This is a genomic window from Rossellomorea sp. ABR4_012 (assembly GCF_056159545.1).
This window is the reverse complement of the sequence record NZ_JBSWVK010000001.1, coordinates 1,067,606-1,091,556: the sequence shown is the minus strand read 5'-3', so window position 1 is coordinate 1,091,556 and position 23,951 is coordinate 1,067,606. Positions and strand designations below refer to the sequence as shown.

The 23,951-nt window shown below is 43.7% G+C and carries 25 protein-coding genes and 2 pseudogenes; 11 read left to right on the top strand and 16 right to left on the bottom strand.

Annotated elements, in window-relative coordinates; all coding sequences use genetic code 11:
• Nucleotides 1–129 precede the first annotated feature (129 nt).
• On the bottom strand, nt 130–1,173 hold the full coding sequence (locus ACXAFV_RS05295) for an oxidoreductase (protein ID WP_475124958.1): 1,044 nt from the start codon (nt 1,171–1,173) through the stop codon (nt 130–132).
• A gap of 146 nt (nt 1,174–1,319) precedes the next feature.
• Here ACXAFV_RS05295 and ACXAFV_RS05290 point away from each other — a divergent pair, with 146 nt between their 5' ends.
• On the top strand, nt 1,320–1,634 hold the full coding sequence (locus ACXAFV_RS05290; protein ID WP_475124957.1) for a thioredoxin family protein: 315 nt from the start codon (nt 1,320–1,322) through the stop codon (nt 1,632–1,634).
• 65 nt (nt 1,635–1,699) lie between these two features.
• Here ACXAFV_RS05290 and ACXAFV_RS05285 read toward each other — a convergent pair whose 3' ends face one another.
• The 5 genes from ACXAFV_RS05285 to ACXAFV_RS05265 form a co-directional block, all read right to left on the bottom strand.
• A complete protein-coding gene (locus ACXAFV_RS05285; protein WP_475124956.1) occupies nt 1,700–3,154 on the bottom strand; it encodes an esterase/lipase family protein in 1,455 nt (484 codons plus the stop codon).
• A gap of 150 nt (nt 3,155–3,304) precedes the next feature.
• Entirely contained in the window at nt 3,305–4,486 is a 1,182-nt protein-coding gene (locus ACXAFV_RS05280; RefSeq protein ID WP_475124954.1) for a GTP-binding protein, read from the bottom strand.
• A gap of 18 nt (nt 4,487–4,504) precedes the next feature.
• Nucleotides 4,505–5,656, bottom strand: a complete 1,152-nt coding sequence (locus tag ACXAFV_RS05275) for an FAD-dependent oxidoreductase (RefSeq protein ID WP_475124953.1) — start codon at nt 5,654–5,656, stop codon at nt 4,505–4,507.
• 99 nt (nt 5,657–5,755) lie between these two features.
• Nucleotides 5,756–6,658 (bottom strand): TIGR03943 family putative permease subunit, encoded by a 903-nt coding sequence (locus ACXAFV_RS05270; protein WP_475124951.1) that lies wholly within the window; start codon nt 6,656–6,658, stop codon nt 5,756–5,758.
• Between the two features lie 13 nt (nt 6,659–6,671).
• The gene (locus ACXAFV_RS05265; RefSeq protein WP_475124950.1) at nt 6,672–7,667 is read right to left on the bottom strand and encodes a permease; all 996 of its coding nucleotides are present in this window, start codon (nt 7,665–7,667) and stop codon (nt 6,672–6,674) included.
• A gap of 220 nt (nt 7,668–7,887) precedes the next feature.
• Between ACXAFV_RS05265 and ACXAFV_RS05260 the strand changes: the two genes are divergently transcribed.
• Nucleotides 7,888–8,028 carry a hypothetical protein gene (locus ACXAFV_RS05260; protein ID WP_475124949.1) on the top strand — a complete coding sequence of 47 codons (141 nt, stop codon included), beginning with the start codon at nt 7,888–7,890 and terminating at the stop codon, nt 8,026–8,028.
• Nucleotides 8,029–8,109: 81 nt separating this feature from the next.
• Here ACXAFV_RS05260 and ACXAFV_RS05255 read toward each other — a convergent pair whose 3' ends face one another.
• A complete protein-coding gene (locus tag ACXAFV_RS05255) occupies nt 8,110–8,265 on the bottom strand; it encodes a hypothetical protein (protein ID WP_475124948.1) in 156 nt (51 codons plus the stop codon).
• Between the two features lie 114 nt (nt 8,266–8,379).
• Between ACXAFV_RS05255 and ACXAFV_RS05250 the strand changes: the two genes are divergently transcribed.
• Nucleotides 8,380–8,559 carry an H-type small acid-soluble spore protein gene (locus ACXAFV_RS05250; RefSeq protein ID WP_475124946.1) on the top strand — a complete coding sequence of 60 codons (180 nt, stop codon included), beginning with the start codon at nt 8,380–8,382 and terminating at the stop codon, nt 8,557–8,559.
• Nucleotides 8,560–8,598: 39 nt separating this feature from the next.
• Here the strand turns inward: ACXAFV_RS05250 and ACXAFV_RS05245 are convergent, their stop codons facing one another.
• The 4 genes and pseudogenes from ACXAFV_RS05245 to ACXAFV_RS05230 form a co-directional block, all read right to left on the bottom strand.
• Complete coding sequence (locus ACXAFV_RS05245; protein WP_475124944.1) at nt 8,599–9,978, bottom strand: alkaline phosphatase; 1,380 nt, start codon at nt 9,976–9,978, stop codon at nt 8,599–8,601.
• Between the two features lie 172 nt (nt 9,979–10,150).
• The gene (locus ACXAFV_RS05240) at nt 10,151–11,011 is read right to left on the bottom strand and encodes a dimethylarginine dimethylaminohydrolase family protein (RefSeq protein ID WP_475124943.1); all 861 of its coding nucleotides are present in this window, start codon (nt 11,009–11,011) and stop codon (nt 10,151–10,153) included.
• 285 nt (nt 11,012–11,296) lie between these two features.
• Nucleotides 11,297–11,512 (bottom strand): annotated as a pseudogene (locus ACXAFV_RS05235) (KGG domain-containing protein); the annotation flags it as partial.
• Nucleotides 11,513–11,676: 164 nt separating this feature from the next.
• Nucleotides 11,677–11,892: pseudogene (locus ACXAFV_RS05230) on the bottom strand (KGG domain-containing protein); the annotation flags it as partial.
• A 394-nt stretch (nt 11,893–12,286) separates the two neighbouring features.
• On the opposite strand from ACXAFV_RS05230, the gene ACXAFV_RS05225 reads away from it, so the two are divergent.
• A complete protein-coding gene (locus ACXAFV_RS05225) occupies nt 12,287–12,904 on the top strand; it encodes an acetate uptake transporter (protein WP_475124942.1) in 618 nt (205 codons plus the stop codon).
• 54 nt (nt 12,905–12,958) lie between these two features.
• Here ACXAFV_RS05225 and ACXAFV_RS05220 read toward each other — a convergent pair whose 3' ends face one another.
• Nucleotides 12,959–14,539, bottom strand: coding sequence for a long-chain-fatty-acid--CoA ligase (locus ACXAFV_RS05220; RefSeq protein WP_475124941.1), 1,581 nt, complete (start codon nt 14,537–14,539; stop codon nt 12,959–12,961).
• Nucleotides 14,540–15,055: 516 nt separating this feature from the next.
• A complete protein-coding gene (locus ACXAFV_RS05215; RefSeq protein WP_475124939.1) occupies nt 15,056–16,486 on the bottom strand; it encodes a DEAD/DEAH box helicase in 1,431 nt (476 codons plus the stop codon).
• A 92-nt stretch (nt 16,487–16,578) separates the two neighbouring features.
• On the opposite strand from ACXAFV_RS05215, the gene ACXAFV_RS05210 reads away from it, so the two are divergent.
• From ACXAFV_RS05210 to ACXAFV_RS05185, 6 genes are all read left to right on the top strand, one after another.
• On the top strand, nt 16,579–17,034 hold the full coding sequence (locus ACXAFV_RS05210) for a hypothetical protein (RefSeq protein WP_475124937.1): 456 nt from the start codon (nt 16,579–16,581) through the stop codon (nt 17,032–17,034).
• A gap of 131 nt (nt 17,035–17,165) precedes the next feature.
• A complete protein-coding gene (locus tag ACXAFV_RS05205; protein ID WP_475124936.1) occupies nt 17,166–17,702 on the top strand; it encodes a flavodoxin family protein in 537 nt (178 codons plus the stop codon).
• 220 nt (nt 17,703–17,922) lie between these two features.
• A complete protein-coding gene (locus ACXAFV_RS05200; RefSeq protein WP_475124935.1) occupies nt 17,923–18,333 on the top strand; it encodes a VOC family protein in 411 nt (136 codons plus the stop codon).
• Nucleotides 18,334–18,471: 138 nt separating this feature from the next.
• Nucleotides 18,472–19,659 carry an NAD(P)/FAD-dependent oxidoreductase gene (locus ACXAFV_RS05195; RefSeq protein WP_475124933.1) on the top strand — a complete coding sequence of 396 codons (1,188 nt, stop codon included), beginning with the start codon at nt 18,472–18,474 and terminating at the stop codon, nt 19,657–19,659.
• Nucleotides 19,660–19,898: 239 nt separating this feature from the next.
• Nucleotides 19,899–20,471, top strand: coding sequence for a DUF6944 family repetitive protein (locus ACXAFV_RS05190; RefSeq protein ID WP_475124931.1), 573 nt, complete (start codon nt 19,899–19,901; stop codon nt 20,469–20,471).
• 207 nt (nt 20,472–20,678) lie between these two features.
• The gene (locus ACXAFV_RS05185) at nt 20,679–20,843 is read left to right on the top strand and encodes a hypothetical protein (protein ID WP_475124929.1); all 165 of its coding nucleotides are present in this window, start codon (nt 20,679–20,681) and stop codon (nt 20,841–20,843) included.
• A gap of 46 nt (nt 20,844–20,889) precedes the next feature.
• Here ACXAFV_RS05185 and ACXAFV_RS05180 read toward each other — a convergent pair whose 3' ends face one another.
• The gene (locus tag ACXAFV_RS05180) at nt 20,890–21,741 is read right to left on the bottom strand and encodes a VOC family protein (RefSeq protein WP_475124927.1); all 852 of its coding nucleotides are present in this window, start codon (nt 21,739–21,741) and stop codon (nt 20,890–20,892) included.
• A gap of 149 nt (nt 21,742–21,890) precedes the next feature.
• On the opposite strand from ACXAFV_RS05180, the gene ACXAFV_RS05175 reads away from it, so the two are divergent.
• The gene (locus tag ACXAFV_RS05175; protein WP_475124925.1) at nt 21,891–22,205 is read left to right on the top strand and encodes a winged helix-turn-helix transcriptional regulator; all 315 of its coding nucleotides are present in this window, start codon (nt 21,891–21,893) and stop codon (nt 22,203–22,205) included.
• Between the two features lie 8 nt (nt 22,206–22,213).
• On the opposite strand, the gene ACXAFV_RS05170 is transcribed toward ACXAFV_RS05175, so the two are convergent.
• The gene (locus tag ACXAFV_RS05170; RefSeq protein WP_475124924.1) at nt 22,214–23,230 is read right to left on the bottom strand and encodes a nuclease-related domain-containing protein; all 1,017 of its coding nucleotides are present in this window, start codon (nt 23,228–23,230) and stop codon (nt 22,214–22,216) included.
• Between the two features lie 388 nt (nt 23,231–23,618).
• A complete protein-coding gene (locus ACXAFV_RS05165; RefSeq protein ID WP_446244221.1) occupies nt 23,619–23,774 on the bottom strand; it encodes a DUF1540 domain-containing protein in 156 nt (51 codons plus the stop codon).
• Between the last annotated feature and the right edge of the window lie 177 nt (nt 23,775–23,951).

Sequence of the window (23,951 nt, the reverse complement as noted above, 5' to 3'; positions counted from 1 at the left end):
AAATCATTAGCGGTATTAAGAGCCTAAACATAAATTGTTCGTTTTTTATTTGGTGTTTTTTAGTTTTGTCCCAGCCTCTTCTTTTTTCTTCTTGCAGACGTTTAGCTATTTCCCTGCAACGTGAAAAATTTATTTTCCCAAGTAAACAGCCTTTTTCTCCTCGGCACTTTGCATGCAGGCTTCAATGATGCGTATGACATCAAGAGCTTCTACTGGGGTCACCGGAAGTGATTGGTTGTTTCTAATGGCTTGATGAATTCCTTGGTAATATCGAGTATAATCACCTTTTTCAGACGGAAGCTTAACGGAGTTCACCTTTTCACCCTCCACCAGGGATAAAGTTCCCCAGGACTCCTCAACTTCTTTGCCCCAAGTCTCGGAATAAGGATCAAGTCCTTCTTTAAGGTCAGCTTCCTGACGATCCATACCGTATTTCACAAAGCTTCCCTTCCGGCCATGCACTTGATAGCGGGGGCCCGGTTCCAACACAATCGAGCGGGAGTAGAGACCAATCCTAGCTGTGTCATATCCAAACGTAATCTGAAAATAATCCTCTGCTTTTTCAGGGTCACGCTGTGGGAAGACATCTGCAAACACCCATTGCGGTTTCCCGAAGAGAGTCAATGCCTGGTCGATCAAATGTGCGCCTAGATCATACAATACCCCTCCGCCTTCGATTTTGTTTTCCTTCCAGCGATCCTTTACAGCAGGACGGTAACGGTCAAAATGTGCTTCATATGTAGTGACATCACCTAGCTGCCCTTTTTCCATCAGCTTCTGGATCGTCAGGAAGTCTGCATCCCAGCGGCGGTTATGGAAGACAGACAGCAGGAGGCCCTTTTCTTCGGCAAGCTGTATCAACTCTTCGCCCTGACTGCTCTTTGTAACGAATGGTTTTTCCACCACAACATGCTTCCCTGCCTTGAGTGACTGCTTGATCATGTCATAATGCAGATGGTTGGGAGTCGTGATGACCACAAGTTCAATGTCTTCCCTAAGCAGTTCATCCAATGTCGGGACCACGTTGACGCCTTCTAAGTCTTTCTGTACTTTCTCCTTATTCGAAGTCATAACCGTATGTATGTTATAGTCTTTGGAATGCTGCAGGAGCGGGCGATGAAAGCTTTGCCCCGAGAATCCGTAGCCTGCTAATCCTACATTGATCGGTTTCATGTTATCACCTGTTTTCCTTAGAATGTATTTTCTATACTATCATGTTCACGTGATGCCGGGGAAATTCTTTGCTGGTCATTTATGAAACCTTGCAGTTTACGTCAGATTCACATGTGGTTAAAATAAAAGGGAAAGGGGGGTTACACATGCAATCGATCAAAAATAAAGAAACGTTTGAAGAGATCATTTCTTCGGAACAGCCCGTAGTCGTAAAATTCCATGCCGACTGGTGTCCTGACTGCCGCCGCATGGACATGTTCATTGATGAGATCGTGGACCAATACAACCAATATAAATGGTATGACATCAACAAAGATGAACTTCCGGAAATAGCGGAAAAATATGATGTTATGGGAATCCCAAGCCTGCTCGTCTGGAAAAACGGCGAAAAAATCGCCCATCTTCACAGCGCGAATGCCAAAACACCGGACCAGGTGACAGACTTCATGAAATCAATATAACCAAATGCAAAGGCCCGTCCCTCAATGCTTTAAAGCATCAGTGAGGGACGGGCCTTTGTATTGGCCTATTCATGGATATTTCCATCCTTGTCGACAAAAAGGGTTTTGACGATTGTCCGTTCAAATTCATTTCCACGCAGGGTAGTCCCTTTTATGTCTATTGTGATATTGTGGATGCCTTCTCCGTATTGTGCTAAATAGCCTGAGCTGAGACTGGCTGGATTTTCGATGGATTTCTCACTATCCTGTTTTGTAACCGGAAAGTGAGTCAGATGAGTATGATGAATGAGATTTGGTGTACTGGCCATTTTCATTCCTTCATTCCTTACATCAGTCTCTGAGCCCCTGAAGATGTCGTCCATTTGTGGATTCACTCCGTTTGAAAACATCACGTTCAACAAATACGTTTCAGGTTGATCGTTCCGGCTTTCGAGTACCCATTTACCGTAAGATGGCTTATCGATCATCAGCGAATGATGAAAAGCATTTGGAAAGAATCCTGTCTCATCTCCTGTTGTCAAAAAGCTTGTATATGTCCTGCCTTCAGGATCTTTCAATACCAATGATACTTCCCTGAAACAGCTGATCCAATCGACCGTGATTTTATCCACTCTATCTTCCACTAAAAACCTTTCTCTTCGAACACCGGTATACTTTCCTCCCCTGTGAAGCACCGATGTTTGAACCTCCTCTTCATCCGAAGTAGAGAAAGCTGATACGGGGATTTTGTCGACTTTTTCCAATACCAGTCTTTCTAGATAAGCAAATATCTCTTCGCCCTGCTTGATCGTTTTATGGGTCCAATCATCAACCATCACTTCCTGCCCGTAAGGAAGCCGGGAGCTCTCCACCGTCACCGCTCCGTCACTTGTACCAAATCGACTCAGATACAGTCCTCCCCAAAACAATTCGGAACCCATGCCGCCCCACCCCGTACCTCCGAAGGTATAGAACCGCGGCTCCAGCCGATCAGCGACTGAATCCGTCCGATTACGGTAGGCCTTCATATATCCAGTCTGAAGCGAGAATACTGCATCACTCCGGCTTCCTAGGGTTTCCGCCAGCCAATCCGCCCACTTACTGTAAGCAAGATCTGCAAGCTCAGACCCATGATGAGGGGTTGAAAGGGTAATCACTCGTTTAACATATCGGGATGCACCGTGGTAAACCAATGCCGTCTGGGCATCGATTCCCCCTTTGCTGTGAGCGACGATGACCACTTTTTTCTTGAAGTGCCCGGATATCTCTCCAAGCTTTTCAGCAAGCAGCAAGCCGTTTGTCCACATGTCATCAGTGCCGGACAAATTGATAAACGCTGTTTCAAACCCACGGGAACGGGCTGTTTCACCGATGTCATTTCCGTCAATCGACCATGTTTCAGAAGTGGTATTAATTCCGTGGATGAAAAGAATCGGATAGCTTCCTTCTTTTATTCTCTCTGGCTTTTCCCCGGAATACCAGCTTCCATAGACAGCTCCTTTTTGTTGATGTGACGGGAAGATCGTTGATTTTTCATTCACAGCTTGGCACCTCCTTTTTCTTTCTTCATTCTCTCTTCATCACGTAAATTCCTTTATTCACTTGTTTAATAGGAATGATTGCTCATGGGTTACCCCCTGAAGCAATAAATAAGCCTGACTCTCGGAAGCCGAGAACCAGGCTTTTTACACTTATTCAGCTACAATAAATGGAGGAACGGGATCAAGAAAGGCTGTCCAGTCCATCCTCATTTCATCATCGGTCAACAAACACTGGTCCAAAGAGCTCTCAATCTCCTCACGATTCATTTCAAGTCCGATCAAGACGATTTCACTCATCCGGTCACCATAGATTGGATCCCATTTGTCCGCTAATTCTTTTTCTTCTTTTAAAATTTCCTGGATTTCCTCTTCCGGATATTCAGCCACCCACTCACCTGCACCTTGAATGGTGATGGAAGGGCCTGCCTGAGAAAGAAGTCCGGTCATGTCATTGCGGCTTGCCAGCCAGAAGAACCCTTTTGCCCTTACCACATCAACCGGCCATTCTTCCATCCATTTCATGAAACGCTCCGGGTGAAACGGTCTCTTCCTACGGTATACAAAGGAAGATATCCCATACTCCTCCGTTTCGGGAGTGTGTTCTTCATGAAGCTCTTTGATCCAACCGGCACTTTGGCTTGCCGATTCAAAATCGAATAAACCCGTATTCAGCACTTGGCCGAGCTCGACCCTCGAATGAGCTGACTCTATCACTCTTGCTCCCGGATTGAGCTTTTTGAGAATCGCCTTTAGTTCATGTACATCTTCCATTTCTACCAAATCGATTTTATTCAGCAATATGACATTGGCAAATTCAATCTGGTCAATCAAAAGATCAACCACCTCACGCTGATCACGCTCATCATTCCCCTGCCGTCGATCCAATAATGTCTCTCCGCTCGCGAAATCATGCCAGAAGCGATTCGCATCCACTACTGTCACCATGGTATCCAGTCGGGTTTTATCGGTTAAATCCACTCCCGTATCATCATCGCTATAAGTAAATGTCTGCGCAACGGGAATCGGCTCTGATATACCGGTAGATTCAATGACGATATAATCAATATCTCCCTGTTCGACCAAACGATTTACCTCTACTAATAAATCTTCCCTCAGGGTACAGCATATGCAGCCGTTTTGCAGCTCTACAAGCTTTTCCTCTGTCCGTGAAAAACCTGCGTCCTTAACGAGGGCAGCATCAATATTCAGTTCGCTCATATCATTCACGATCACAGCGATTCTTTTATCTTCTTTGTTGTGTAATATATGATTAAGCAGTGTCGTTTTCCCTGATCCTAAATAGCCGCTTAATACTGTAACTGGTACTTTCATTTAAGCCAATCTCCTTTTTTATAAACTGTCCGCTATACGTTGTGCTGCTTTTCTGGCCCCTGAGATATTCCGGGCTGACGGGCCTATTTCAAGCTCAGCCAGCGGGCCTGACACGAATAAATGATCGCACCACTCCAAGTTCCCTTTCACCACCGGAAAACCGCAATTGGCACACATCAGTTTTTCTTGTTTAATAAGATTCTCCAGCCATTCCACCCTCATTGGCTCCGGGGAAAATCCAGTCGCAAAAAGAACTGTTTGCACGTTCATGTCTTTTGTCTCTTTCAGCTTCAGCCTAATCCCTGAAGAATCCTTTTCCCATGACTGTACTTCATCCTGGATAAAGGTGAAAGCATGTTCCTTTTGAAGCCACCTTAGTCGATTTACTAATTCTTTTGGCAGCGACCCCTTGTGTCTGGCTTTTTGTATGACCTCTCTTCTTTCTGTAAATGATGTGATATTTTGATAGTCATTCAAGTATTTTGGGCCGAGCCAGCCCGGATCACTATCGAAGTCATGCACTCTGTATGGATGTCGTGAGATTTGATATATTTCGCCTTTGAACTTTTTACTGAGTTTCACGATGAGATGTGCTGACGATATTCCCCCACCAATCACCGCTATAGGCGGCTTCATTGGAGGTATATTATTTTGAAACACATGACCTGCCTGTTCGGGATATTCTTTTACAAGCTCTTGTCCCCAATCCGGATAAGAAAGGGTTTCGTTCATGCCCGTTGCAATGATTAAATTTTTCCCGTTAATCGTTTGTCCCGAATCCAGCTGAACCTCCCACGCGAAATTGTTTCTTCTCACTTTCTGAACAGATCCCTGCTTCCACGCCTTGCGGATTTCAATTTCACCCAGGACAGACTCACTGTGTTCATTAAACAAATTCAGTGCAGGACGCTTATAGTATCCATAGAAGGAGTTATTGTCCTTTTCTTTAAACGATTGCAAACTGAATGGATTCAGGTCAAGATGATGAACTGAAGGAGAACGCAAATAGGGCATCTCAATTCTTTGCGTCAGCATCTTCCATTTTGCTAATGGCTCAGGGTGAGGATCTATGATGCATAGTTGATCGATCGGTATCTTTTTCTTTTTGACTAAATAATTTGCGACGGTGCATCCATGAATACCCCCGCCTGCAATGACACATTCAAACATTATCCAGCCTCCTTACACTCGATAAATCGTAATTATTACGATTTAACTCTTAAAATTAAACCCCGGCCCTTCTTATCTGGTTGGACAGGGGTTTTTTTACTATTCAATTTTAATATAAAATTCTTCTACATATGGATTCTCCGGGGGATCTACCACTTCGAACACAGGGTTCTTGATGACCGGCATCTGCATCCCATTGAAATCTGTCTTATCGATGATGCCGCTGACATTGATCCATGTATCAGGCTCCAGTTTACCAAGCTCACCATCTCTAGCAAGGATTCCATATACCGAAGCATCCGCTACACAGCATGTAACAGTGAAGCGAGATATGACCAATTCATCTTCGGCAAACCCTTCATCCTTATACACAAAGCCCGTCAATTGAATTTCCTTCCCGACATATTCATCCAGGTTTTCATCTACAGCACTCAGCGTTTGGATATACTGCTCATCCCGGACAATGATTTTATCTTGTTTAGCCATAAGTTCTTTAAGCTTATCAAAGTCTTTTTCTATCGGGAACTCTTCGTATGATCCAAGGGTCGGTTGATTCGTATGCTGTTGTGTCTCCTTGTTCTCTTCATTGCTTACATCCGGCCCTTTTTCTGCTTGAGGAGCGGTAGTAAATAAACCATTCCCAACCTTTACCCCCCTTTTAGCTGCAACCGAACTGTCCAGAAGGTTATCAGGCATCAGGAATCCGAGAACAACCGGAATGACGAAAAGCGAGTAGACAATTGTAGAACGCAGGAATCCTTTTGGAAGCTCATGTCCTTCACAGTCACAATGATGCGCTTTCCCTTTTGAAGAGGTTCCCCGAATGATCTGGATCACACCAAGCACAAGGAAGACGCCAAGCGAGAAATACATATAGATATGCATCTTTGGTGCGACGAAATTTTGCAGATTGAACGTCAGGAAAAGCTTCAAAACTAAGAGCGCGTAACCGATTAAGATAATGCCCCTTATGTATGTGTGAAATTGTTCCGATGATTTCAAATGATCTCCTCCTTTACACCAGCATTCCAAAAATGAATGTACAGATATACACAGCGATCGTGACAATCGCTATAAATGTGAGAACGAACCTTTTATTGAAATAAGCAAGCATCAATAGTGTGTTTTTAAAGTCAATCATAGGTCCATAAACCAGGAATGCCAGTAGTGATGAGGTTGTAAAGAGACTGCCGAATGATGAAGCTACAAACGCATCCGCTTCTGAGCAAAGTGAAACGATGTATGCGAATGCCATCATAACAGCCGGTCCGGCGACAGCGTCGGATCCGATTCCCACCAATAGTTCGCGATCCAGGTATGTTTGGAAAACAGCAGCCACGAATGCACCAATGACAAGATACTTCCCCATATCAAAGAATTCGTCACTTGCATGTACGATGGTTTGCATGATTTTCCCATGGCTGGCGTGATGGTGCTCATGGTGATGAGTATGCTTCTCCTCAATCAATGGATTTCGTTTACCAAAGAGCTTGTACACGAATGCACCGATTAAAATCGCCGCGATGAATCCGAGAATCATTCTTCCCCATACAACCGTCATATTGTTTTGAAAAGCATAATAGGTCGATGCGAGCACAATCGGGTTCAATATGGGTGCGGTCACCATGACAACAATGGCAAGATGAGCCGGGACCCCTTTCTTGATCAGCCTTCTCGCAACCGGGACGATTGCACACTCACAGACAGGAAGCAGTGCCCCCACCATCGCTGCAGGAAAAAGGGCAAGATACGGATACCGCTTGGGAATCCATTTTCTCAGCATGTTTTCCGATACAAATACCTGTATCACCGCTGAAGCAAAAACACCTATTAAGATAAAAGGAATGGCTTCTAACAAAATACTCAGGAAGATGGTCGTGACGTTCACAACCGAAGAAGACATCACTTCATCCGGGATTGAAATCAAGTCACCTGCCAGGAACAGAGCGATGATTCCCAGAAACAGTAATATACCCAGCGTATCTTGACCAAGACTTCTTAAAGAATTCATGTCGTAATCCTTTCTATTCTATTATTAAATCGTAATCATTACGCTTTATATTATAACGTATGTCCATATGAAAAAACTATGATTATTTTTTCCTTTTCTGAAAAATTTGCGGAAAGCGAAGTCTTGCACAGAATCAATAGTGATGATGTAAATTGATTTCACGCATAACTTTAACTATTCCTTCAAAAACTAACCTGAATAGACAAAGGAGGAATGCCTCATGACCAAGAAATTCAACAAAGGAAGCAGCAATCAAAACTCCCCTAAACGAGGGACAACTGAATTTGCTGCTGAACTGACAAGCGGCGACAACAGTAAAGGCAACAAACATAATAAAGATCAAAAAAATAAGACAGATTGATGAGTGAGCTGCCTGTAATAGGCGGCTTTTTATACGCATAAAAAAACCGATTCCAGTATTAATCCTGAAATCGGCCATCCTTTACTTTTCGTCTCCGGTAATTTTAATCGCCGGGGTACCGCCAGCTTGAAGGTAGGTCGGTGCATGTGAGTCTTGTTTTGCTTCGTCTTTACCGTAAAAACGTTCATTCATTTCCATATTTGCCTGAGTCGTTGACATTTGTTCTTTTTCCTTCATGAAATCACCCTTTCTATTATAGAATCTCTTCAAGAATATAAAGTATACCGGCATTTTCTTAAAGCAGTTGGACACACTAAACAAAGGAAAACGATATTCAGGAGGAAATGGACTATGGAACTTAAACGTGTGAAACAAATCTTATCTTCTTCCGCAGACATAGAAGTGAAATATAATGATACTTCTGTCTGGATTGATGAAGTAATGGAAGATGGGCAGACAGCAGTCGTGCATCTTCGCGGTCCCCTTGAAGAAAGATCGCAAGTCAGCATAGCAGATCTGCAAGAAACCTAAGAAAAAGCCACGCGGTCCATATCCGCGTGGCTTTTCTCATTATTTATCTTCTTTGATTTTGCCTTTATTCTTCAAGATCTCAAAGATTAATTGTGCTTGATTCGTGTTATCGATCATTCCTGCGAATTTTTCCTTCTGAGGACCGAATGCATAGACAGGAACATCATCGCCTGTATGCCCATCCGTCGTCCAGCCTGTACCGGAACGCTTATCGAAGATTTTTTCAATCGCATTGTCGATTTCAACTTTGTCCTTTGTTGCTGCCGCTTCTTTTACTGAAGCAATTTCTTCACTTGTCAGTTCCAGATCAACATATTGTGCTAATGTGTCTTCTACAGAAGCGCCGTTTGCGATTTCTTCTGCCATAAAGTCAGGCGTGCGTTTTGCAGCATCGATTACGTCCGGATTCCAATTATATTCGCCATCAGAACCGATAGAGAATCCTCCAGTTGAGTGGTCAGCCGTAACAACGACTAATGTTTCGCCATTTTCTTTCGCAAAATCACGAACTTTTTCAAATGCTTTTTCAAAATCTCTCATTTCACTCATGGCAGCGACCGCATCATTGTCATGACCAGCCCAGTCGATCTGGCTTCCTTCCACCATCAAGAAGAATCCGTCTTCGTCACCTTTCAGACGATCAAGTGCAGATGTCGTCATATCAGCAAGGCTAGGCTGTTTCTCATCACGGTCGATCATCTTGTCCATGCCTTCTTCGGCAAAAAGACCAAGGATCTGTTCGTTATCATCTTTCTTCATTTCTTCTGCTGACTTCACATAGCTGTATCCGTCTTTCTTGAATTCCTCTGTAAGGTTGCGGTCTTCACGTTCGAAGAAGTCCGTCCCTCCACCCAACATGACGTCGATTTTATGTTCACCCTTGATCATTTCATCAAAATAATCATTGGCAATTTCATTCTCATTGTCACGGTGTTCATCATGCGCACCGTATGAAGCTGGTGTTGCGTGCGTGATTTGAGACGTTGAAACGATACCAGTTGACATACCGTTTTCCTTAGCCTGCTCCAGCACTGTTTTCACTCTTGACTTGTCATTTTCAACCGCCACCGCATTGTTATACGTCTTCACTCCGCCGCTCATCGCTGTTGCAGCAGCCGCTGAGTCTGTCACGTTTTCATGTTCATCTTCCGGATGAGTCGATTGCAGACCCACCAGATATGGGTCAAATGCCGTTTTTTCAAATTCCGGTGTTTCCGGATTGTCATTCATATAACGAAGTGCTGTTGTATAAGGAACACCCATGCCGTCGCCAATCATGAAAATGACATTCTTGGCTTTGCCATTTTTAGATTCTTGAGCTTTTGCTTCAGGGTTTTCTTGATTCATTCCTATTACACTGCCAATTGCCAAAGATGATACAACTGCCAGTGGCAGGATTTTTTTCATAGATTTCTTCATTTCCCTACCTCCTAAGTTATGAATACAGTTACTAGAATAGTAGAGAATTATAAAGAACCTTTTGCAAAGAGGCTACAATCGTGTAAAAGGTTTGTAAAGGAGCAATTAGTCTTCAGATAAAATTAATGGCCCGTCCCTCATTGCTTTAAAGCATTGAGGGACGGGCCTAGGTTTATTCTCTTATAACAGGAAGGGTGCAGCATCTGAAGGATCCGCCTGATTTAATGATTTCAGAGAAGTCGGTTTCAATCACAATAAAGCCTTTCTCCCTGATTCTCTCATTCAACTGTTTATTTTGAGAGAGACTGATGATCTTCTTATCACCGATCGCCAGTACATTCGGTCCCATCTGGAACTGTTCCCTATCACTAACTTCGATGATGTTGTAGTGCTCTTTGATTTTTTCCAGATCTTTTTTTGTAAAGGCAGGCGGATATACGAGTGCAGCTTCTTCCGAGATGATCGTGAAGACACAATCCAGGTGAAGGATATCGCTTCTTATGGGAAGAGCATGGACGGTATAATCGGGCAGCAGCTTTTTCAAGGATTGTATCGCCAGACGATTTGTCCGTCCGCTGATTCCCACCCATACGTTTTTCCCATCTACGAGCACATCTCCGCCTTCGATGGAGTGAGCCTCCAAATGTGTGTGGGGAATCTTGTTTTCCTCCAGCCATTGAAGGAGGACCTTCACTTCTCCCTCTCTCAAGCTTGTATTCATGGATGAAACGATGAACTCATTTCCGATGCAGAAACCGATGTCCCTGGTGAATACTTGCTCGTTGAATTTTTCCCTTGGCTCTAAATGATTCACTTCCGCTCCGTTTTCCTCAAGGATACTAACAAACTCCTCGTGCTGCCGGATGGCTTTATCTATATTGATATTGTCTTTCAAGAAATGTTTTTGAGTCTCATTGATTACTTCGGTAATCCTCATATTCTGAGGTGAAACCACCAATACCTTTTTCAGCTTTCCATATTCAGCAGGGCAATTCACTGCATTGTCCTCTACTGCTTTCCTTGACAGGTTCATAGGGTTTTACCTCCCGATAAATTCGTTACGAAAGGATTATTCCCTGTTTGATTTGAGATAAAACCTTGGAAATCATTTTTTCTTCGAAAGGCGATTGGGTAGAATGTTAGAAAAGAGAGAGTCGGGTGCTGGGTGGGAGGATGTCTTTTATGAATGAGTAAGGTGTTCATTGGCGGGAGTAACCCAAACTTCCATTCACCCATCAAAAAAGGGACCCTTTGCGAAGGATCCCTTTTATTTGTTACGATAAAATTAATTGTTGTTATTTGAATTGTTGTTTCTCGAACGATTGGAGCTATTATTGGAGCTGCTGCCGCCTTTTTCACCGATTTCCTGATAGAATTCTTTATCGTGATTGTTTGAGGTGGCTTCTCCGCCTTTTTCCCCGATCTCCTGATAGAACTCTTTATCGTGGTTGCGGGCTGTAGCCTTTCCGCCTTTACGACCTGCTTCTTCATAACTCATTTTGTTGTTGTTTTTGTTGTTATTGTTGTTTGCCATTTTGTTTCCTCTCCTTTAAGTGTGATTAGTGATTACCCAATGACTCTTTCAAGAAAAGACGTTTCCAATGACAGTCGATAGCACGTTGATTAAAACTTAATCGTTTAACTGTTGTTTGAGTTATTAGAGTTAGAACTGTTGCTTCGTGATTGACTTGAGTTCCCTGAGTTGCTCGAGTTTCTGCCGCCTTTTTCACCAATCTCCTGGTAGAATTCTTTATCGTGATTGCTGGCAGTGGCTTCTCCGCCTTTTTCCCCGATTTCCTGATAGAATTCCTTGTCATGATTGCGGGAGGTTGCTTCTCCGCCTTTACGTCCTCTTTCCTCACGACTCATTGTTCCATTGTTATTATTGTTGTTTCGATTATTGTTGTTTGCCATTTTGTTTCCTCTCCTTTAAGTGTGATTAGTGTAATGACCAATGACCCTTTTTCAGAAGTGATGTTTCCAATGACTTTGCTAAAACCCAAGTAGAATTCTCTTGTGACTTCTTTCTCAGCTTCCCTATGGCTTATCTTTTCTTTTAAAACGGAAGGCCATATTGTAAGAATCCTCCTTTGATTTTTGATGATACATTTGCTTATTTACCATCTTTTTGGAAAGATAAACATCCCGATACTCTGTAATTTTTTGTAAAAACATCCGAACCCTGTTAAGACGAATCTTCGCCCATTTAAAACTTTTTATGAAAGTTTCGCTTACATGATTTTTTCTATTGTGCCGGGCTGATTTTTTCTGTAAATTAGTCAGGTATGTTTTTTTAGGAGGAATCATCATGAATCAATCACAAACAACTCAACGAGTTCAAATAACGTCAGCGGACCCCTCTGCTTTGGGGTTATTCGGATTGGCAATGGTTACGCTTGTAGCTTCATCTGCCAAGCTTGGCTGGACTGACGGGGTATCATTTGTCTTGCCTTGGGCGGTCTTTCTCGGCGGATTCGCTCAGCTTTTTGCCTGCATCCAAGATGCCAAACACAACAATACATTCGGTACGACTGCATTTGGTGCGTTCGGGCTGTTCTGGCTTGGTGTCGGGACGTCCTGGCTGATCCAGTTCGGTGTATTCGGCAAGGAAGCGGCAGCAGCCGTCGATACTGAGCAATTAGGAATCGCATTCATCGGTTACTTGATCTTCAGCTTATTTATGACCATCGGGGCGATGGAGACCCATAAAGTATTGTTTATCATTTTCGTATTGATCGATTTCTTGTTCATCGGTCTTTCGCTTTCCACATTGGGGATCATGCCTGAGGCCATGCATGAACTGGCCGCCATTTCAGAACTTCTGATTTCGATCTTCAGTTTCTATGGATCTGCAGCAAGTGTGCTGAATACCCATTTTGGAAAAGTGACGCTTCCGGTCGGGAAACCATTCGGGATATTTAAATAAGAAAAAAATGACGTGTGGGCCCACACGTCATTTTTTTATCTATTCATTTTCTATTCAATGAACCATCCGGTCATGGTCCTTCCAGAATTCCTTCCTAATGACGACTTTTTGGATTTTGCCCGATGCGGTTTTCGGAAGCTCTTCAGCAAATGTAATGCCCTTCGGCACTTTGAAATGGGCTAATTTCCCCCTGCAGAAGGAGATGAGTTCTTCTTCACTCAGGCTGTGGCCATCGCGGGTGACGACCACCGCGTGCGGCACCTCACCCCATCGTTCATGAGGTACGGCGACCACCGCTGCTTCCAGGATACCAGGATGTTCATAAAGCGCTCCCTCAACTTCGATGGAAGAGATATTTTCCCCGCCGCTGATAATGACGTCTTTCATACGATCGACAATCTCGATATAACCGTCCCCGTCGACGACCGCCATATCGCCTGTATGTAACCAGCCATCACGGATCGCTGCATTCGTCGCTTCCGGATTTTTAAAATAACCCTCCATGACCGTGTTCGTCCTGGTGACGATTTCTCCGATTGCTTTCCCGTCATGCGGGACCTCGTTCCCTAACTCATCTACGACCTTGACCTTTGCTCCGACCATGCTGTATCCCGCCTTAGCCTTTAATCGGTACTTCTCTTCCTTCGTCTTATCAAGCTCAGTTGAACGGATCACAGAAGTCGTGATGAGCGGCGAAATTTCCGTCATTCCATACACTTGTATGAATTCCCACTTCAAATCCTCTTCCACTTTCCTTACAAAAGCCGGAGGAGGTGCCGAGCCTGCAATCACGACTCTCAGCGGCTGGTCGATGGCCGATTTATCAGATTCATATTGTTCCAAGATCATATTCAGGACGGTCGGGGCCATATGCATGACCGATACCCCATGCTTCTTTACTTTTTCCAAAATGAACTTTGGGTCGACCTTCCTCAGCATCACTTGAGTCGCACCGTTCGCCGTGTAATAAAAAGGAGATCCCCAGCCATTCACGTGAAACATCGGCAATACATGGAGCAGCGTATCCTGATCTGAAACCTTCAAATGATGCATGGTTGACAGTGCGTGAAGATAATTGGAACGATGCGTCAGGAGAACGCCCTTCGGATCCCCGGTCGTCCCGCTCGTGTACAGCAGGGAGGCGATATCCGTTTCTTCAAGCGGCACCCTGGCAAATTGTTGCTGACTGAATTCGCCCCGCCAATCGTCATATCCAGGGTAATCGTCTCGGGAGTCCCCATGGATGATGACATGTTTTAGATTTGGAACGTTTGATAGAATCGGCTGAACAAGAGGGTACAGCTCCTCATCGACAAACAATGCTTTACTTTCACTGTGGGTCAAAATGAATTCATAGTCGAGAGGCTTCAAGCGGGTATTCAGGGGGGTCATTACACCGCCGACCCCGAACACTCCATAGAACCCTTCCAGCATTTCCGTCGTATTCGGTGCGAGATAAGCGACTTTATCCCCTTTTTCGATGCCTAGTTTTTGAAGCCCGCGTGATAATTGATTCACCCGTGCGTTCAATTGCTTATACGTAAGCCTTTTTTCATCATCGATGATGGCAGTCTTATCCCCATATTGCTCGACTGCCCGATCAAGAAATTCCGTTAACACTAAAGGTACATGCATTCCGTCATTCCATCCCCTTTCCAAAATAGTAAAGCGTTTACTATATTTATAAGGGAATGAGAGATAGATATCAAGTTAGTTATGTTAATTTTCTGACAAATCAAGAGTAACATTTATGATAAACCGAACCTATGCTTGTTGGAATTGAGGGTTGAAGCTTTAGAGATTGACCCGGTTTGGAGTGGAATTTTGGGGATGGGGCTAGGTTAAAGGAAGGCAATGGAGTGGAATTTTGGGGATGGGGCTAGGTTGAAGGAACCCAATGGAGTAGAATTGGGGGATTGGAGCAGGCTGAATTGGAGTAAAATAGGCTAATCTTTCGGTTTTGGGTCATAATCTTCGAGTTTCAGTTATTAATCTTTTAGTTTTCACCTAGATTCTTCGAGTTTACCCCATTATTCTTTCGATTCTGCGGATAATTCCGTCACTTACCAATATTAACCACAAAATTACAACAAAAAAGCATGGCTGCGCACCACCACGCACCATGCTTTTTCCCTATAATAAAAAATTAAATTAAGACCGGCCTCTTCTGCCGCCTGAGCCCTGGCTTGAGCTGCCCCTGCGTCCCCCGGACCTTCCGCCGCTTCCACGGCCGCCGCCTCTGCCAGCAGATGAAGAACCTTTTCCAGATGGACTTCTACCATCAGATTTAGCAGATGAACGATCGCTTGATCCGCGACTGCCGCCCCGTCCGGCTGATGCCCGTCCGCCTTTCCCACTGCGTTCCCGGCTTGCCTGGATGTTCCGCTCTCTTCTTTCTTTGGCACTCTCATTGTTCCCTTTACTGCGGGAAGAGCTTTGGCCGGATGAAGGAGACACTTCAACCTCTCGCCTCGGCAATGAACGCTCGATTCCTTGCTCGATCATTTCAAGTGCCTGCTTATCTTTCAATGCAGAGAAGGTAATCGCGAGTCCGTCTTTTCCGGCACGACCGGTACGGCCGATCCGGTGAATATAGCTCTCGAGATCCTGCGGGATGTCATAGTTGAAGACGTGTGTGACGCCTTCCACGTCCAGACCGCGGGCCGCAACATCCGTCGCGATCAGTAAATGGATTTTGGCTTCGCGGAACTTTTTCATGACGGCTTCCCTTTTAGCCTGGGAAAGGTCTCCGTGAAGCTCATCGACAAGGAATCCCCTTGCTTTCAGATCCATGTGCAGCTTGCTTACCCGTCTTTTTGTCCGGCAGAAAATGATGCCGAGAAACGGCTGGACATCATGGATTGTTTGACTGAGGGCGTCAAGCTTCTGGCGGTCGGTCGTTTCGACGACTTCCTGATGGATTTCCTCGACGATCTTTTCTTTTTCACGGATCTGTACGTTATGAGGATTGTTCATATAGCGCTTTCCGATTTTCCGGATGTCCTTTGACATGGTCGCTGAGAACAAGGCAGTCTGTCTCGTGTAAGGGGTCTCGCGGATAATCGCCTCTACCTCATCAAAAAATCCGATATGAAGCATCTGGTCCGCTTCATCCAAAACAAGGAACGATACTTCTGAAAAATCGATCGTTCCACGGCGTACGTGATCCAGGATCCGTCCCGGGGTCCCGATGACAATGTGGATCGCCCTATTTTTCAATCGGTTGATCTGCTTCTCAACGTCCTGTCCCCCGTAAACGGCGAGCACATTGATTTCTTCTTTTGAAGCGGACAGAAGCTGGTTGAGCTCCGCCGTCACCTGTATCGCCAGTTCCCTTGTGGGAGTGACGATCAGGGATTGAATACTTTCTTTTTCTTTATCGATTTTAGCAAGCATCGGCAGCAGGAAGGCCATTGTCTTTCCCGTACCTGTCTGTGCTTGTCCAATAACATCTTCGCCATTTAATAAAACAGGTATCGTTTCAACCTGGATTGGTGTCGGTTCTGTAATGGATTGTTCTTTTAATGCATCTGCGTACTTAGGCTGCAGGCCTAAGGATGTGAAATCTTTCAATTTGGTCACCTCTTTCCCCTCATTATACCCCTAACTTTTCTTTAAAAATAGGGGACTGTGCTATAATGAAAAAATCGTTGATATAGAAATGAGGAATTTACATGCTGACATTCCAAGAGAAACTGGATATCATTGAAACATTCGATGAGCTCACAAAGAAAGATGTGTCACTCAATCGGGTGAATTTTCATTTTGAAGAGAGTCTTTATGACAAGACCATCGTAGTCTATCATCTGCATCCTAACGGAAACGGATTTGTTTATACGGGAGATCTTCCCCAATATGAAGCTGATAAAAAAGGGCTCGTTAATATCCGGGAGTTCAATGAAGATGAGCTTCGCGAAATCATCACCGCTTCCATTTCATATCTTTCTGAAGAGGAAGAAATCGAACCTGCAGTCGAACAAACGTGGAAAGATTCCGAAGGCCATACTCTTCTGCTGGTGGAAGAAGATGACCGCTGGAATATTTACGCGGGTGAAAATTTGGAGGACAGTTTTGGCGGGTATGATGAAGCTGCTTTGTATTTAAGAGAAGAAGGATTTAAGATTCGATAAATTTTAAAAAAGGGACTTAACCCTGTCAAATAAACGAAAGACAACCCATGAAGCTTCCGGGTCCATTCCCTGTTCGCCCATGGTTGAATATACTGAGGATAACAGCTGATATAAGAGAAGGAGAGTTACAGATGAAAGTATTAGCCTTGCTGGGAAGTACGAGGAAAGACGGGAATTCTGAATATCTTGCCAAGAAAATCGTCGAGGGAACCGACCATACGATTGTGACGCTTGCAGACTTGGATATCAAGCCGATCGTGGATATGAGACATTCTGAAGAAGGCTTCTCACCTGTCGAAGATGATTATGAAGAACTCGTTGAATTGATTCAAGAACACGACATCCTTCTGTTTGCCACTCCGCTATACTGGTACGGCATGAGCGGACCGATGAAGAATTTCTTTGACCGCTGGAGTCAATACTTACGTGATGAACGGTTTAATCTGAAAGAAGAGCTGACAAAGAAAAAAGCCTATGTCGTCATCAGCGGCGGACCAAGCGCCCGTATCAAGGGGCTGCCCCTGGTTCAGCAGTTCAATTATATCTTTGAATTCGTTAACATGGAATTTGCAGACTACATGATCGGTGCCGGTGTGAAACCGGGCGAAGTGGTCAATGACCATGCCGCACTTGAAAAGGCTGAGCGCTGGAATGTATTATTTAGATAAGCTGATGGATGATCCTTTTGGGGTCATCCTTTTTTTAGTCCAGCTGTTATTTGAAGCTCAAGATAGACTTCTGAGGAAAAGCAGAGCCTCGCTCGAAAACCAGCAAAGATGTGTAACAGCTATAAAAGGCAATCAACCTATCATTTTACATGATTGTTAAAACCCGAATCGTCTATAATAAAGGAGTAATACATAAAACAAAATGACTGGAGTGGATTTCATGAAACATCAAGCTACACCCTATTTGACTTTTGACGGAAAAGCTAAAGAAGCACTGGCCTATTACAAAGAAGTGTTCGATGGTGAAGTGATGAACGTTCAGACGTTTGGTGACGCAGACTTTCCAACACCTCCCGAATATGATGAGCGGATCATGCATGCCCAGTTTAAAAAAGAAGCGTTATTCCTAATGGTGTCTGATTCATTCGGGGATCAGTCCGTCACCCCCGGAAACCACATTTCCCTCGTCCTTGAATTTGAAAATGAAGAAGATATTAAAAAATATTATCAACGCCTTTCACAAAAAGGTACTGTCCACATGGAGCTGCAAGATACGTTCTGGGGAGCCGTTTACGCAAAAGTACAAGATCCATTTGGAGTGACTTGGGATTTGAATTATACAAAAGAATGATGAAAACTGGGGCCGGGATGCAGCATCCCGGCCTCTTCCTGATGGTTTAATACTAATCTAAGTTTCAATCCCCTTCCCAAAGGGAATGCAATAGAAACAAATTCTAATAGTCACTACTCATTGGGGGATCAATAGAAGATGGAATTACACAACGGGAAACTTTTTTGGCCGACCACCTATAACGATGCAGAGAAAGACTTTCGAACGCATTACGATGTGGCGATCATCGGAGGGGGCATGTCAGGTGCACTCTGTGCCTATGTCCTTTCTCAGGAAGATTTGAAAGTCGCGATCATTGAAAAAAAGCAGCTGGCTTCCGGCAGCACTTCCGCCAACACCGGGCTGCTTCATTTTTCGAATGATATCATGCTGCACGAACTGATCGAGCAAATCGGTGAGGAGAAAGCCGTCCGATTTTATAAACTGTGTCAGGAAGCGATTGATCATCTGGAAGAGGTGGCGATGAGTGTGCCGGTTTCTCCGGAGTTCACCCGGAGAAAGAGTATTTATTATGCGAGTACACCACTCCACCTGCCCAAACTGAAAAAAGAGTACAAAACTCTGAAACAGCATGGGTTTCCTGTGGACTATTGGTCACGCAAGGATATGAAAGAACATCTTCCATTCTCAAAGACGGGAGCGCTGATCACCCACGGAGATGCGGAAGTGAACCCATTCCGGTTTGTGAATGGAATATTCGAATTTTTAAAAGAACACAATATGTCCGCATTTGAGGGGACAGAAGCGGTCGAGGTAAAAGAAGACGGGGACAAGGTGTTAATCGAAACGACTAAAGGAACGCTATCGGCTTCTCACGTCGTTTATTCGACAGGTTACGAGACAACTTCTCTTGGTAAAAATATCGGCACAGAAATCAATCGTTCCTATGCTATCGCCACGAAACCGGTTGATGATCTATCGCAGTGGCATGAAAGATCGTTGATTTGGGAAACAAACAGACCCTACTTGTATCTGCGGACCACCGTGGATAATCGAATCATTGCCGGCGGACTGGATGAAGATCCGCCTGAGGCTCCGCAAACGAAAGAAAAAATCGAGAAACAAGGAAAACGGATTGAAAAAGAATTGCAGAAGATGTTTCCCGATTTGAACATTGAAATGGAATATGCATGGGGAGCGAGTTTCGGTGAGTCCCTCGATCACCTGCCGTATATCGGGAGGCATCCTGATAAAAAGCGGACCTACTATTTACTTGGCTATGGTGGAAACGGCACCGTATACAGCATGCTCGGCTCCCGGATATTAAGGGACCTGATACTCGATCGTCCAAACCCCGATGCAGATATTGTGAAGCTTGACAGATAATAAAAAGGCAGAAGACCTTCCCGCTTCTGCCTTTTCACTTTAAATGACAGGTATTTTCTGAGAGTTTGCTTCTTTTCTTACATAGGCCAGTGGTCTGAATGTAACGTGTGTACGTGCTCTTTCGAACTCAAGCTCATACGAGAAACGGACGTACAAATGTTAAGCAGCAACATATGCGATTAACCATCTCCGCCACTTTTGTATAAACTATCGTAGAACTCAAAGAGTAGGCGATTTACATGGGGAATGAGTTTAAAGCCACATTTGGAGCTTGGATTCAAGCGATCGGGACAGTCCTTTCTGCGATAGGAAATACTCCGAACAAGTATGTGTCTGAGGACACACTCCAAAACATCGACATCATTGGAAATGAACTGCAGGCTACAGGGAATGCCCTCGAAGCCGATACAATCAAAGATCCAGTCAGCTTATCAAAAATCGGCAACCAAATTCAATCCATTGGAAATTTAACGGTCATTACCGGTCTGATGATTCATTTTAATGAAGTGACGAACCAAGAACTCAATATCAAAGGAAACCTCCTTCAGGCTTTGGGTGGTTCTGCCGCTGTCGCCGATTCCTTAGATGAGGAACGAACATTGGACGAATTGCTTTCGATATACGGAAATGCCCTGCAGGTAATCGGCAACTCTTTACAGGCCATCTCGGGAATCCTGGAATTAAACAACGAAGACAGCGGGGACCTGAATGTAATCGGAAGCTGGATCCAGGCGGTCGGATCGATCCTGTCCGCTTTGGTTCAAAGTCAATCCACCTCTTCATCTTGCAGTGCCCCCGCAAGCCATTCATAATACCTTCATTTACTTTCAAAATCTGATACACCCTCAATCATCCATTGTCCATAACATAAATTCCACCTGCAGCCCTTCCTTTATTTATTCCGGCGTATATACTCGTACGCCTTGGTTCCCCCCTCCTTCTCCGTTTTAAAAATAAACGGTATACTTTTCAGTTTTCCTTTCACACTAAGTAAGAAATCGATAACAGGAGGATCCTATATGAAAAAGAAAAATCCATACCAATCAGAAGAAAGCAAAGTGGCACCCACTTATGATGAAGAACAATCGTTTGGTGAAGAAGCAACGGAAGAGGATGTAAAAAAGGGAGAAGCAACAATGGTCACAAGGCTCATCTATGATGAGTATGATCCCAGTGAAGGATGACGTTTTGAAAAAGCCGCCTCGTTTTGGTTCCGTGGCGGCTTTGCTATTAGATCGATAAGTACATCTTGTTTCCTGACGGATCTACTGTTGAAATCTTTCCGTTTTGTTCATGGTTTATTTTCACCCCGAGAGTTGTAAGACGGGTGATTGCCATTTTCCTTTCATCTTCGCTTGGGAAACATATGTCAAACGAACTTAATCCCACACTGTTTTCGGCGGGCTGCGGCGCACCTACCCCGTTCCACGTATTCAGCCCAATATGATGATGGTAGCTTCCTGTAGAGATAAACAGCGCCTGATTCCCAAATCTGGATACGACTTCGAAGCCGAGTCCCCTCGTATAAAAATCTGCAGTTTCATTTAGTTCGGCAACATGCAAATGAATATGACCCATCAGTGTTTGCGGCGGCAGTCCCTTCCATGGTTCTCCTTTCCCTTCCGCTAAGATGGCTTCTGCATCGATCGGGTCGACTGCCATCTCTACCTGTCCGCCATTCCAAGTCCAGTCGGATGAAGGTTTATCCCAATAGACTTCTATTCCATTTCCATCAGGATCACTCAGGTAAAGTGCTTCACTCACAAGATGATCGGACGATCCTAGAGGGATACTCAATTGGACAAAGTGGTTTAATATTCTTCCTAAGTCAGCCCTCTCCGGCAATAAGATCGCAAAATGGTAGAGCCCTGTCGTTCGTGGCTGTTTTCCAGTGACATTTTCCGGCTGCACGATTGTAAGCAGCGGTGTATGGCCATCCGCAGTCAAGTGTGCTTTGTTTTGTGATTGATCTAAGACGTTGAAGCCGATGACTTTTTGATAGAAATTCAGTGATCTTTTTAGATCTTGGACATTTATCGTGACTTGACCTACATGAGTATTTGGAGGTTGGTGAAAGTTCATTAAGTTGATCTCCTTTTTAAAGTTGGTTGATTTGGCGTTTAGTTACTTTATGTAACTTATAGTATTTTAATAACCATTTATAGTCAAGTAACTAATTTATATTTTATTATCTATTATGGTATAATCCTTTCAAAAGGAGGGATAGTCAGGTGAATACTTCAGAAATATGCCCGAGATTTGAAAAAGCCATCAGCATCATAAGCCAGCGCTGGAGCGCACTCATCATCTACCAATTACTATCCGGCCCCCAGCGCAACTGCACAATAAAAGATGCAACCGGCATCAGCGGCCGACTTCTATCCCAACGCCTGAAAGAGCTTGAAGAAGAAGGCATCGTTGAACGTAAAGTGTATCCGGAAACCCCGGTGAGAATTGAATATTCCCTTACTGAAAAAGGATATTCATTGCAACCGCTGATGAAAAATATTGAAAAGTGGTCCCGGGAATGGATTGAGAAGGAATGATGGACTCGTCACTTGGTGGTGGCGGGTTTTTTGTTTGGATTTGGGTGAGGTTTTTGCTTGGTGAGTTTGGTGAGGTCGTAGGTGGTGCCTTTTTTTGTCCCGGTGGTTGGGAGGTTGAGAGATATTAAAAGTCTTTTGGCAACGTATCTTGATTCGACATTAAGAAATCTTCTTACTTCTCCATTTGTGATTGTCGGGTTGATTAGCAGCTGGTAATCAATTAAAGCCTGGATATGTCCATCAGTATTTTTATTTTTGCATTTAATACAGAACCAGGACCCGTGTTTCCTGACTAGAGGACTATGATCACATGAGTCGCATATGACCCCTTGCCTGATTTCACTTGGAGATAGATTGAATCTCTCTAAAATTGAATGGTCTGCCATCTCATGTTTTTTCTTTAATAAGCGAATCAACTTTTTAATTTCTTTGTCATTATAATTTTCATATTGGTGAGATTTTTCATATTTGTGGATTTGCATTGGGAAAAGGTGACGGTGGATTACCTTGGAATTAAGATTAATATTATCGGGAGAAGTTTTAATAATTGTTTTATCATTACTTATTACTACTAGGCTGAATACAGGGATAGTTGAAAATCCATTTTGAAGAAGCCATTTTTTAAATTGTTCTGCTTGCCTTTGAAGCTGGATTTGAGGATCCGGAAAAGCAATTTTCTGGTCATCTTTCATTTGAATCAACTGACTGAAAACAGGGTCAAAATAAATACTGCCAGCTAAGTTTTTCACTTCAATAAGGAGAATAAAATTCTTGGATATGACCAACGTGTCGATTTGAAAGAAGTTATTGTTTATTTGCAAACGAAGTCCATGGAAAATCAGGTATTTCTTAGGATCTAGAAGGCTGAGCGGGTAATCTAGTGCCTCTTCTCCTTTATACCCTGCCGACCTTCTGTTAAGTTCGTCCACTAGGACTTGTATTTTCGGATGATGCAGAGGAAGTCTTCGAAGTAAAGCTTGCAGTTTTAGTATAATTCGGGGTATTTCGCGATCTTGTATGATCATTTCACCACTCCAATCAGATATTTTCTTCTTATACTTCTCTATCGGGAGGTGAAAATCCTTTATTTCAGGTTAAAAATTGTAAAAATTATCCTTTGGTAGTCTTAATATGGGCGATATTTGCGATATATGGGCTAAATTCTCCATATAAGGGCTAAATATTGAATATAGGGGCGATATTTTAAATTTATGGGCGAACCACCGAATTCCCGACAAATATCGACACTACACACCCTTCCCCCGTTCATATTCTAACAAAAATCACCTAATCCACGAATAAGAATGATAATTATTATCAATACTATTTAAAAACAAGACAACCACGCCAATGGTTGCCTGCCGGAACTTCATTCAAAAATGAATAGGCTCCTAATATCATTTAACAGATCGATTACATACCAGGTTCGAACGTTTTACAATCCGTTTCTTCGCTGTTATGAGCTTTGTTCCCTTTGTGGCTCACGACGAAGATTTGGTCGGCTGAGCATTGTTTACCTTCTTTGTTGTATTTGCAGTTGCTTACTTCACATAGTACATCTTGTGCCATGTTTCTTCACCTCCTCAGTTATCATTAGAATTCACTATTTCTCTTCTGTTCATACCTTGGGGTGTTAAAAACCTATACCCTAATGTTCGTTATCATAACCATCCCTTTCCGGCCATATAATCAGAAAAGACACGAATATGACAAAGGGGGATTCAAATTGGAGCAGAGACGTTTGTA